We start from the raw sequence: 11,922 nt of genomic DNA on the forward strand, positions 1-11,922 counted from the left end.
CCAGAAACAAACAATGACAAATAAACAGAAAAAAGTGCCTTGACACAAACCCCATAAAACAAAAGAAAAACAATACTCCGCTTTAAATAAACACCCGTTTCAACTTCAATATTTCAGTCTGCAAACAACCCACATTTTTCGCACCCACTCCCTCACCTTGAATCCCCCCTTTGCCCGGGCCTGGCCCAACCCAGCCTGCCGGCCAACCTCAGGGAAGGCTAGAATCCCTGCACCTTCCCCATGCGATTCGACGAGACCCGCTCATGAGCTTCGATTTCGATACCCTGCATCCGCGCCAGGGCACCGGCAGCACCAAGTGGAGCCGCTACCCCGAGGACGTCCTGCCCATGTGGGTGGCGGACATGGACTTTGCCGTGGCGGACAGCATTCTCCAGGCCTTGCACCAACGCCTCGAGCACCCGCTGCTGGGCTACAGCGTGGCCCGGGATGAACTGCGCGAAGCCGTGGTCGCCGACCTCTGGAACAACTACGCCTGGCGCGTGCAGCCCGACGAGTTGATCTTCCTGCCCGGGGTCGAGCCCGGGTTCAACATGGCCCTGCACGCCTTCGTCCAGCCCGGGCAAACAGTGCTGGTACAGACCCCCAACTACCGCCCGCTGCGCATGGCCCCGGACAACTGGCGCCTGGACAAGGTCGAAGTGCCGTTCCAGCTCACCGAGCAAGGCACCTATGTCACCCCCATGGACGCACTGCGCCAGGCCTTGCAAGGTGCTGGCGCGATGCTCCTGAGCAACCCCCACAACCCCTTGGGCAAGGTCTTCCCCCGGGAAGAACTGCAAGCCGTGGCCAACGCCTGCCTGGACCAGGGCGCACTGATCATTTCCGACGAGATCCATGCCCAACTGTGCTTCGACGGGCGCCGGCATATTCCTACCGCGTCCCTGAGCCCGGAGATCGCCCGGCGCACCATCACCCTGATGTCGGCGAGCAAGGCCTACAACATCGCCGGGATGAAGACCTGCTTCGCCATCGTCCAGGACCCGGCCACCCGCCTGGCCTTCAACCATGCCCGCGCCGGCATGGTGGACAGCGTCAGCCCCCTGGGCCTGGAAGCGACCCAGGCCGCCCTGACCCACGGTGGCCCCTGGCTGCAGGCGCTGCTCGGCTACCTGCAGGACAACCGTGACTACCTGCTGCACGCGGTGCAGACCCGCTTGCCGGGCATCCGCATGCACGCCCCACAAGGCACCTACCTGGCCTGGCTCGACTGCAGCGCCCTGGGCCTGGCCGACCCCTACGCCTTCTTCCTCAAGGAGGCCAAGGTCGGCCTCAGCGCCGGACTCGAGTTCGGTGACGACTGCGGGCAATTCGTGCGCCTGAACTTCGGTTGCCCCCGTGCCTTGCTGGAAGAAGGCATCCAACGCATGGAGCAAAGCCTGCAGCGACGCTGAGCCAGGCGGCTCGGAACCCTCGCCGGGACCAGGGCCCGACAGCCTCTGTACCGCAGCCGATCAGCGGCTGCGGCCATCAGGTCGACGCAGACGCCAGCTCAGAAGGACAGCGGGTAGCTGACGATCAGCCGGGTCTGGTCGAAGTCACTGCTGAAGCTGCGCCGGGTGGTCGCGTTGTTCAGCCGCAGGTTGAGGTTTTTCAGACGACCGTTTTGCAGGGTGTAGCCCAGCTCGGTGTCCCGCTCCCACTCCTGACCGTCGTTGCCGACCCGGGTCGTGGCACTGTCGCCACGGCCATAGCGCACCATGGCCAGCAACCCGGGAATGCCGGCGGCGGCAAAATCGTAGTCGTAGCGCAGTTGCCAGGAACGCTCGCCGGCATTGCTGAAGTTGCCGTTGAACATGTCGTTGCCCAGGGTCCGTCCACTGCTGCCATAGACCGACATCCACGGGCTGTCACCGCTGACTTTCTGCCATCCCAGGTACAAGGCATGTCCAGCACGGGAGGCAGAAAACAGGCCATAGGCGGTGTGGCTGTCGACCTTGCCGATGCGCGCGCGACCCTCCTCGCGGTCGATGAAATAACCCAGGTTGGCCCCCAGCACCCAGTCGCCTACCGGCTGTTTATGCAGCACGTTGAAGTAGCTCTGCCGATAGATATCCTCCAGCTGCGAATGCCAGACACCCAACAGAGTGCGCTGCTGATTGAAGCGGTACTCGGCACCGCCATAGTTGAAACCGTCGGACTTCACCCCGGGGGCAGCCCAGGCCGCAAGGTCCTGCATGTCCGAAGAGTCGCGCAGGCTGACCGCACGGTATTGCCCGGCCTGCAGGCCCAGCCCGGAGATCTCCCGGGACACCAGCATCGCCCCGCGAAAGGTCTGGGGCAGCAGGCGTCCGTCGTCATAACGCAGCAATGGAACATCCGGCAGCAACTCCCCCACCTTCAGTTCAGTGGCCGAAATCCGAGCCTTCAAGGCCGCCCCGGCGCGCCCGAAGTTGTCGGCCGCCCGCCCGTCATCGTGCACTGGCAGCAACTGCGAGCCACTGACCCCACGGCCGCTGTCGAGCTTGAGACCGAACAAGCCAATGGCGTCCAGACCAAACCCCACGGTGCCCGGGGTGTAGCCGGAACTGAACTTGAAAATAAAGCCCTGGGCCCACTCCTCCACTTGCCCCTTGGGCGCATCGTGATCGCGAAAGTCCCGATTGAAATAGTAGTTGCGCAACAGCAGGTCGCTCCGGGCGCCCTCGACAAATCCACTGTCATCGGCCCAGCAAGCGCCACACAGTCCCAGTGACAAAGAGGCCCCGAACAAGGAGCGGCAAAGCATTGGCTGACGGTCGTTCATTATTATTGTTCTCCGTTTTTTTGGCGCAGCCGTACCCCGACAGGCCGTTGCCGGCCCGTGCGTCAAGGATGCGCAGAAAACCCGGCCAGGACGGCCGGGGGTCATTCAGGGCACTGGGTCAGAAGGGGTACTGACGCGGCCGATGCTGCAGGCTGATCCACTGATCCCGGGTGAACTCGTCGATGGCCCAGTCGCCGTTGAAGCGGCCCAGCCCGGAGTTCTTCTCGCCCCCGAACGGCGCATTGGCTTCGTCGTTCACCGGTACATCGTTGATATGGGTCATGCCGGCCCGCACCTGGCGGGCAAAGTTCACCCCGCGCTCCAGGTTGCGGGTAAACACGGCGCTGGACAGGCCGAACTCGCTGGCATTGGCCAACTCCAGGGCATGGGCTTCATCCCGGGCCCGCAGCAGCCCCACCAGAGGCCCGAAGATTTCATTGCGGGCCAGATCCATGTCGGCGCGAACCTCGCCATACACATGGGGCGCCAGCAGGTTGCCGCTGACTCCGCCTTCGTACAGCGGCTCGGCCCCCTCTTCCCGGGCGAGGGCGATCTTGTCCTGCAAGCCTTGCAGTTGCCGGGCATTGATTACCGGGCCGATCACCGTTTCCAGCGATTGCGGATCGCCGACCTTGAGCTGCCTGACCCGCGCCACGAAGCGCTCGGCAAAGGCGTCATACAGCGACTGGTCAACGATGATCCGGTTGATCGCCATGCAGATCTGCCCCTGGTGCAGGAACTTGCCAAACACCGCGGCATTCACCGCTTGCTCAAGGTCGGCGTCGTCCAGCACCACGAACGGGCTGTTGCCTCCCAACTCAAGGGCCACAGGCTTGAGGTGCTCGCCGCCACTGGCGATACGGCCAATGCCGCGCCCCACCGGAGTCGAGCCGGTAAAGGTGATCAGGGAAGGCACCGGGTGCTCGACGAAGGCATCGCCGATCTCGCTGCCGGCCCCCACCACCACACTGAACACCCCGGCGGGCAAGCCGGCCTCTTCGAAGATCCGCGCCAGCAACAGGCCACCGCACACCGGCGTATCACTGGCCGGCTTGACCACCACCGCATTGCCCAAGGCCAGGGCCGGCGCGATGGATCGCTGGGTCAGGTGCAGCGGGAAGTTCCACGGGCTGATTACCCCCACGACCCCCAGGGCGCTGCGATAGACCCGGCTTTCCTTGCCCGGGACATCGGACTCGACAATTCGCCCATGAACCCGCGCCGGAAACGACGCCGACTCCAGGGTGATGGCCCGCGCCGCGCCCCACTCGGCCAGCGCCTTGATTCGGGTACTGCCGGATTCGCGAATGATCCAGTCGACGATCTCTTCCTGGCGCTGGTCGAAGATCGCCACCGCCCGATGCAGCACCGCCGCCCGCTCCGACGGGCCGAGCGCGGCCCATTGCGGCTGCACTTGCGCGGCTTTCGCGTAGGCGGCATCCAGGTCACTGCGGTTGGCCTGGACCACTTCCAGCAACAACGAACCGTCGAACGGATTGCTCACTGCCAGGGTTTTGCCCGCAGCGCCGATGCGCCAGGTTCCGGCGATGGGTTGCAGATGCAGATCGCAATAGACAGCTTTGGAATCGCTCATGACACACCTCTTCAAATAACAGCAGTCAAATAACAGCAATCAAATACCCCTGTTTGCGGCGGCTGATCCCTCCCCCAGCCGCAGGAGCTGACTTGCCAGCGAAAGCGTCCTCAAGCCCCACACAAGGCTCGCGCGCCCTTCGCCGGCAAGCCGGCTCCTACATTCGGGCTTCGATCAGGCGCAGCAGCCCGAGCAGGGTTTCGGTGTGGGGCACGGCAATACCGGCCTGCCGTGCCCGAGCCAGCACCTCACCGTTGATCGCGCCGATCTCCGTCGCTCTGCCGGCCAGCACGTCCTGCAACATGGACGGCTTGTGATCCCGGTGATTGGCCATGGCGAACGCCACCGAGTCCAGGCAACGCTGCTCATCCACCGCCACCCCGGCCGCCCGAGCCACCGCCAGCACCTCCAGGACCATGTGCCTGGCCAGGGCTACGCCCTCGGGCGCGGCTCCCAGTTGCCCCACCGTACAACCACTGGCGGCGCACAGGCTGTTCAAGGCGGCGTTGAACGCCACCTTTTCCCAGATCGAGGTCCAGACGTCCCGGTCCACCCGGCATTGCAGTCCCGCGCCATCGAGCACCTGGGCAACCTGTCTGGCGCCCCGAGACGTCCCCCCTTCCAGCCCCAGGACCCGGACCACGCCCTCACCATGGGAGCGCACATGCCCAGGCCCCAACAGATCGGCGGGCCAGTTGGTCATGCCGATCAGCACCCGTTCCCGGGCGACGTGACGGCTGACCGCCTCGGCATTGCCCAGGCCGTTCTGTAAGGTCAGCACCAGGGTTTGCGCGCCGATATGGCCAGCCGCGCTGCGCAATGCACGCTCGGTATGCAGGGTCTTGGTGAACACCAGCAACAGATCCGCGTGCCCGGGGGCCTGCTCCGGACGGCACGCCGCGAGGCCGTCGATGCGCCGGTCGCCGCTATCGGTCTCCAGGCGCAAGCCCTGGCGGCGGATGGCCTCAAGGTGCCGCTCGTCAATATCCAGCAGCCTGACCTTCTGCCCACTTTCCGCCAGCAGGCCGCCGAACAGCGAGCCCATGGCGCCCGCTCCCAGGATGGAAATATTCATCGAATTGCCCTTCTCAAGATCATTGTTCACCGGCCAGGCCCTCCCTGTGTGGCGAGGCACTCATGCCGCTCCCGGCCTGCGCCGGGGAATGTGCCGACGCACGATCAGCAGGGCGATCAGGGCCAGCACCATCACCGAGCCCAGCAACGTCAGGTAGCCCTGTGCCCCGCCCTGAGTGATCACCGTGGCACCGGCGAAGGCACTGAGAATCGCTCCAAGGCGGCCAAAGGCCAGGGCCGAGGCGGTGCCAGTGGCACGTACCCCAGTGGGATAGATAAAGGCACACAGGGCATACAAGGTGGATTGCACGGCGTTGACGAACAGGCCATGCACGCCGATGCCGAAGATCAGCAAGCTGGTGTTCTGGTGGATGTCCACCGCCTGCAAAGCGAAGGCGCTGACCGCGCCCCCGGCGCAACAGATCGCCAGCGGCCAGAACGACCCCCAGCGGGTCATGGCCACCGCGCAGACCAGCGCCCCGATCACCCCGCCCAGGTTGTAGGCGGTGAGGCCGGAGCTGGCCACCGCCAGCGGCAGCCCCGTGGACTGCAGCATGGTGGGCAACCAGCTGAAAGCGCTGTAGACCGCGGTCAGGCACATGAAGAACGCCACCCACACGGCCAGGGTGTCGCGGCCGTAGCCGATGGCGAACAAGGCACGAAAACCGCCCTGCTGCTCGCTCTTCTGCTCCAGGGCATCGGTATAGCGAACGCCCTCGGCCATGGGCCGCCCCATGCGCCCCAGCAAGGCGCTCAATTCCCCCCAGCGCTGGGGCCGACGAGCCAGGAAACGTGGCGATTCCGGCAGTGTCGCCAAGAGCAAGAAACCGAAGACGATGGGCAGGCTGCCGCCGAGGAAAAACAGTGTGCGCCAGCCATACACCGGCAACACCTGGGAGGCGAACAAGCCGGCGAGCATTCCGCCCAGGGGCACGCAGACAATAGTGGCGGTCACCGCCAGGGTACGGCGGCGCGCCGGGGTGAACTCCGCGGTCATGGTGGTGGCACTGGGCAACGCCCCGCCAATGCCCAGCCCGGCGATAAAACGCAGCACGGCCACCGCCAGCGCATCCGGTGCCAGGCCAATGGCACAAGTCGCCGTGCCGAACACAAAGACGCTGGCGATCACCGCCATGCGCCGTCCGAACCGGTCGGCGAACAGACCGGCACAGGCACTGCCAATGCCCATGCCGATCAGCCCGGCTGCCACCGCCGGCGCGAAGGCTTCGCGGGTGATGCCCCACTCCTTGATCATCAGCGGTATGGCAAAGCCGATGAGCTGCCCGTCGAAGCCGTCCATGACGATGGACAGCGCGGCCAACAGCACCACGATCTTCTGCATTCGGGTATAGGGGCCCTCATCCAGCAAGGTGCCGATATCGGCGTTGCCGGATACGGGACGCACTGGCAGGGAGGCTCCCCCCAGCACTTGGCTGACGGATGTCGCGTTCATAACCACCTCTTTTTTATTGTTGTGGTGTATCCGCAGGCTTTGTACGAAAAGCCTCGATACTCGGTGATGCTGCGTTGAAAACGGCTGGCGCCGCCGGGCCCCGTGCCCGGCGGCGATGGCACCCTCAGGGTTCGATGGTCAGGGTCGGCACCTCGATCAGCACCGGGCGCTTGCCCGCCAGCGCTGCGCTTAAAGCCTCGGCGAATGCCTCACGGGTCGTGGCCTGCACGGCGTGCACGCCATAACCGCGGCCGATGGCGCAGAAGTCCAGGCCGGGCACATCCAGCCCCGGTGCGTCATCGACCTGCAGGACATCGGCGAACCAGCGCAAGGCGCCGTAGGTGCCGTTCTTGAGGATGATGAACACCACCGGAATCTGGTACTGGGCCGCGGTCCACAGCGCGGTGATGCCGTAGTTGGCCGAGCCGTCGCCGATGATGCCGATCACCCGACGCTCGGGGCGGGCCAGTTGCACCCCCACCGCCGCCGGCAGGCCAAAACCCAGGCCCCCTGCCGCCGGAAAGAAATAGCTGCCGGGCTCGCTCATCTCCACCCGCTGCCAGAAGGCGCCCACCGTGGACGTGGACTCCTTGACGTAGATTGCATCCCTGGGAGCCAGCTCGTTGATCACATCGAACACGGTTTCCGGACGCAGCAACCCACCCTGTTCCTGGATCGGCGTTGGCCGCGCCAAAGCCTGGGGCGGCTGGCGATCGCTGTCCGGCAAGGCCCAGACCAGGGCCTGCAGGGTTTCGGCGATGTCCCCCACCAGCGCATCACCCATGGGCGCCCGGGCCGCTTCACCGGCATCGCAGGTGATGTGCAGCAACTGCGTGCCGTCGGGCAGGTAGTCCCCCGGCGCGTACTGGTGATAACGGAACACCGGGGCGCCCACGACCAGGATCAGGTCATGGGCGGCCAGGCAGCGGCTGATGCCGGCAATGGCCGCCGGCAGCACCCCGCGAAAACTCGGGTGGCGGGTTGGAAACGGGCAACGGGACGCGGAAGGCGCCACCCAGGCCGTCATCCGCAGTTTCTCCGCCAACTGCACCGCCAGCGCGTTGCTCTGGCTGCCGTCCACATCCGGCCCCAGCACCAGCACCGGGTTGCGCGCCGCCACCAGACGCTGCACCAGGCTGCGCAGTTGCGCCGCCGAAGGCAGCCCGGCGCTGGCCACCTGGCGCCGCGCCAGGTGCTCGACCCCAGCCGGTGCGGCGCGGGCCCAATCGTCATAGGGAATCGACAGATACACCGGGCCCTTGGGCGCCTGGTTGGCCAGGTGAATGGCCTGGCTCAAGGCCCGAGGCACGTCCTCGGCACAGGCCGGCTCATGGCTCCATTTGACCAGGGGCTTGGGCAACTGCGGCGCATCGACGTTGGCCAGCATCGCCTCGACACCGATCATCGACCGCACCTGCTGGCCGGCGGTGATCACCAATGGGCTGTGGGAGTACCAGGCATTGGTCAGCGCGCCCATGCCATTGCCGGTGCCGGCGGCCGCATGCAGGTTGACGAAAGCCGGCTTGCCACTGGCCAGGGCGAAGCCGTCGGCCATGCCCACGACGGCGCCTTCATGCAGGCCGAGGATGTAGCGAAAGTCTTCGGGAAAGCCCTTGAGAAAGGGCAACTCGTTGGAACCCGGATTGCCGAACACGGTGGTCAGGCCCTGTTGCCGGAGAATGTCGTAGGAGGCGCTATGGACGGTTTGCATAAAGACCCTTGCCGCTGCTTTTTTAGAATTTGAGTGACTCTTGCAGCCGCCGCCAGATTGATCAAATTGATACTATCTCTATCAAAAATAAGACCCGTCTATATCCGTGAGGCACCATGAGCCACATCGATCTGAACCTGATCCGCACCTTCGTCACGCTCTACGAGGCCCGCAGCGTGACCCTGGCTGCCGAGCGCCTGTTCGTCACCCAGCCCTCGGTCAGCTACGGCCTGGCACGGCTGCGGGAGCTGTTCGACGATGCCCTGTTCAGCCGCACCCGCGACGGCATCCAGCCGACCCATCTGGCCGACGAGCTGTACCGGGGGTTCAGTGAGTCCCTGACGCGGATTGAAAATGCCGTGCACAGCACCCGCCGCTTCGACCCGGCCACCACCGAGCGGCGCTTTCGCATTGCCCTTTCGGACCTGGGGGAAATGGGCTTTCTGCCGCTGATCCTCGCGCGTCTGAACCGCGAGGCGCCGGAGGCCGAAGTGGAGGTGCTGCCCTTGCAGGTGGACCAGGCCGGGGACTGGTTGAGCAGCGGCAAGGTGGACGCCCTGATCTGCCGCAAGAACGTGCCCGGGGCCCGCAGCCAGGTGCTGATTCGCGAACGTTATGTGTGCCTGCTCAGCGATCGCCATCCACGGATCAACGAGCTATTGAGCCTGGAGCAGTTCCTCGCCGAGCGGCACATCGCCGTGACCCGGGCCACCGGCCACGGCAGCGTCGAAGACGTCCTCAAGCAGATGAACCTGCAGCGCCGGATCAGCCTGCATGTGCCGCACTTCTCGGTGCTGCCCAAGGTCTTGCCCGGCACCGAGCTGCTGGCGGTACTGCCGGCGCAGATCGCCCGGCTGTTCACCCTGGAGGGCGGCCTGAAACAGCTTGAACTGCCGTTCCCGGTGGGCGAGTTCGAAGTGTCCCTGCACTGGCACCCCAACAGCGACAGTTCCGCCGCCCTGCGCTGGTTCTGCCAGACGGTGGCCGGCGCCATCATCGACGGTCAGATGTGAGCCCAGCACAGGGAATCAACTGCGAAACGGATTAGGCTCCATCAGAACGTCAGGCAGATTTTCCCCAGGTGCGCGCCCGAGGCTTCATGAGCGAAGGCCTTGGCGATCTCGGCCAGGGGGAAGGTGCTGTCGATGATCGGCTTGATCCCCGTCGCCTCCAGGCCACGAATCATCTCCACCTGGTGCTGGCGACTGCCGACGATCAGGCCCTGCAGGCGCTGCTGCTTGGCCATTAGCGCCGCGGTCGGCACCGGTCCGGCCCAACCGGTGAGCACGCCGATCAGGGCGATATGACCGCCGATACGGCAAGCGGTGATGGACTGCGGCAAGGTGCCCGGGCCGCCGACTTCCACCACATGGTCGACGCCTCGGCCGCCAGTCAGCTTGAGCACCTCGTTGCCCCATTCAGGCTGGGTGCGGTAGTTGAGGGTGTGGTCGGCGCCCAGCTCGCGAACCTTGGCCAGCTTGGCGTCCGACGAAGAGGTGGCAATCACCGTAGCGCCCATGGCCTTGGCCAGTTGCAGGGCGAAGATCGACACGCCGCCGGTGCCCAGTACCAGCACGGTTTCCCCGGCCTTGAGCCCGCCGTCCACCACCAGCGCACGCCAGGCCGTGAGACCGGCGGTGGTCAGGGTCGCCGCTTCGGCATGGCTGTAGCCCTTGGGCGCATGGGTGAACCAGTGGCTGGGCTGGATCACCACTTCACGGGCATAACCGTCGACGCCATCGCCCGGGGTGGTGCTGAAGTCGGCGATGGCCGGGCCACCGTCATGCCAGTGGGGGAAGAAACAGGAGACCACCGAATCCCCCACCTGGAACTCCGTGACCCCGGCGCCCACCGCTTCCACCACCCCGGCGCCGTCGGCCATGGGAATCCGCCCGTCGGCGGTGGGCAGTGCGCCGGTCACCACCGCGTAGTCGTGGAAATTCAGGGAACAGGCATGCAGACGCACGCGGATCTGCCCGGCGCCGGGTTGCCCGGGATCGGCCAGTTCCACGATTTTAAGGTTGTCCAGGGATGCCGGCAGGCTGAGCTTGATGGCTTGCATGGGATGCTTCTCCACAGATCGATAATCATCAGGGGGCTAACCCTACCACCAATACCGGCTATCTGTAGCCGCTGCCGAAGGCTGCGAACGGCTGCGCAGGAGACGCAGGTTTTCAGTGCCGCTAGAGGCTCGGCTCGGGACTGCCAAGCAAGGCCCTGCGGGCCTTTGCGCAGCTTCGCGGGCTCAGCAGCGGCTACAACGCTCAGCGAGTTCCGGCGTGCTCCGCCCGCCTGGCTCGCACAAAACACTGCTCGGTCACCGCCGCGCCCCACTGCTCGCCCACCTGCTCCTGCACCAGGACGAAACCCTGTTGCTCATACAGCGTGCGCGCCGCATCCAGACCCTTGAAGGTCCACAAGCGGGTGGCTGTAAAACCCCACTGGTCACAGAACCCCAGGGCCTCGACCAGCAGCCGTCGGCCCAAACCCTGGCCACGCGCCGAATCATCGAGGATGAAGCAACGCAGGATCGCCTCGCCGTCCGCGCCCTCCCCGTCAATGGCGATGGAACCAACAATCCGCTCACCCTGCAGCGCCACCCAGACCTGATTGCGCGGGTTGTGCAAACGTCCCATCAGCTCAGCCATGTCCGCTGCCACCAGGCTTTCAAAGGCCTGGCCGAAACCGGCGCGGGCGGCGTAGTAGCAGGCATGCATTTCGGCAATACGGCCAATCACCCCCGGTCTATAGCCACGAGCGATGGACCAGCACGCGGGCGGCTCGGGCGCCTCGCCCAGGCGCACCGCACGCAGTGCCCGGGCGTAGTCGGCGATGCCCGTCGAGGCGCAAAGCTGCTGGTCCGCGCTCAGGTGCACCAGGGCTGCGGCCACCTGGGCCTGGGCAAAACGGTCGATACCGCTCAGGGTCTGGCGTCCCTGGGCGGTGAGGTGCAGGCGCTTCGAGCGGGCATCCTGTGCATCGGCCTGTTCGCGGATCTCGCCGGCCTCCACCAGCTTGCGCACCAGACGACTGACGCTGGATTTTTCCAGCCCCAGCAGCGTCACCAGATCGCCAGCGGTCAAGGCATTGCCCTGGCCGATCTCCAGCAACGCATGCACTGCCGAGGGCGAGTAGTCGGTGGCGGCCAGGGTGCTGTGCATGAAGCCCAGCTCACGGACCATCTGCCGGGAAGCCTGGCGCAATTGCGGGATGAAACCTGCGGATGGGCTCGACATAAAGGTGACCTCTCTCGTGGAATATTTAGTTGTAACCTACAACTACATGACCGACAAGCCCCGCGTGCTCGGGCCCTGGCCGGCAGCGAT

9 protein-coding genes are annotated in these 11,922 nt (G+C 65.4%); 2 read left to right on the forward strand and 7 right to left on the reverse strand.

Annotated elements, in window-relative coordinates; genetic code table 11:
• Positions 1-263: 263 nt before the first annotated feature.
• On the forward strand, positions 264-1,412 hold the full coding sequence (locus PFZ56_RS23140; protein ID WP_170003635.1) for a MalY/PatB family protein: 1,149 nt from the start codon (positions 264-266) through the stop codon (positions 1,410-1,412).
• 98 nt (positions 1,413-1,510) lie between these two features.
• On the opposite strand, the gene PFZ56_RS23145 is transcribed toward PFZ56_RS23140, so the two are convergent.
• The 5 genes from PFZ56_RS23145 to mdlC all read right to left on the reverse strand — a co-directional run bounded on the left by PFZ56_RS23145 (position 1,511) and on the right by mdlC (position 8,596).
• Positions 1,511-2,764, reverse strand: coding sequence for an OprD family porin (locus tag PFZ56_RS23145; RefSeq protein WP_170003638.1), 1,254 nt, complete (start codon positions 2,762-2,764; stop codon positions 1,511-1,513).
• A 118-nt stretch (positions 2,765-2,882) separates the two neighbouring features.
• Positions 2,883-4,358, reverse strand: coding sequence for an aldehyde dehydrogenase family protein (locus tag PFZ56_RS23150; protein ID WP_170003641.1), 1,476 nt, complete (start codon positions 4,356-4,358; stop codon positions 2,883-2,885).
• Positions 4,359-4,515: 157 nt separating this feature from the next.
• Positions 4,516-5,433, reverse strand: a complete 918-nt coding sequence (locus tag PFZ56_RS23155) for a ketopantoate reductase family protein (RefSeq protein WP_110596551.1) — start codon at positions 5,431-5,433, stop codon at positions 4,516-4,518.
• A 60-nt stretch (positions 5,434-5,493) separates the two neighbouring features.
• Positions 5,494-6,885 (reverse strand): MFS transporter, encoded by a 1,392-nt coding sequence (locus tag PFZ56_RS23160; protein WP_170003644.1) that lies wholly within the window; start codon positions 6,883-6,885, stop codon positions 5,494-5,496.
• Between the two features lie 124 nt (positions 6,886-7,009).
• Positions 7,010-8,596 carry a benzoylformate decarboxylase gene (gene mdlC / locus PFZ56_RS23165; RefSeq protein WP_170003647.1) on the reverse strand — a complete coding sequence of 529 codons (1,587 nt, stop codon included), beginning with the start codon at positions 8,594-8,596 and terminating at the stop codon, positions 7,010-7,012.
• A gap of 116 nt (positions 8,597-8,712) precedes the next feature.
• Between mdlC and PFZ56_RS23170 the strand changes: the two genes are divergently transcribed.
• Positions 8,713-9,609 (forward strand): LysR family transcriptional regulator, encoded by an 897-nt coding sequence (locus PFZ56_RS23170; RefSeq protein WP_110652736.1) that lies wholly within the window; start codon positions 8,713-8,715, stop codon positions 9,607-9,609.
• A 41-nt stretch (positions 9,610-9,650) separates the two neighbouring features.
• Here the strand turns inward: PFZ56_RS23170 and PFZ56_RS23175 are convergent, their stop codons facing one another.
• Positions 9,651-10,658 carry an NAD(P)-dependent alcohol dehydrogenase gene (locus PFZ56_RS23175; RefSeq protein ID WP_170003650.1) on the reverse strand — a complete coding sequence of 336 codons (1,008 nt, stop codon included), beginning with the start codon at positions 10,656-10,658 and terminating at the stop codon, positions 9,651-9,653.
• Between the two features lie 202 nt (positions 10,659-10,860).
• Positions 10,861-11,832 carry a GNAT family N-acetyltransferase gene (locus PFZ56_RS23180; protein WP_170003653.1) on the reverse strand — a complete coding sequence of 324 codons (972 nt, stop codon included), beginning with the start codon at positions 11,830-11,832 and terminating at the stop codon, positions 10,861-10,863.
• Between the last annotated feature and the right edge of the window lie 90 nt (positions 11,833-11,922).

This window comes from Pseudomonas danubii, assembly GCF_042980055.1.
Taxonomy (GTDB): domain Bacteria; phylum Pseudomonadota; class Gammaproteobacteria; order Pseudomonadales; family Pseudomonadaceae; genus Aquipseudomonas; species Aquipseudomonas danubii.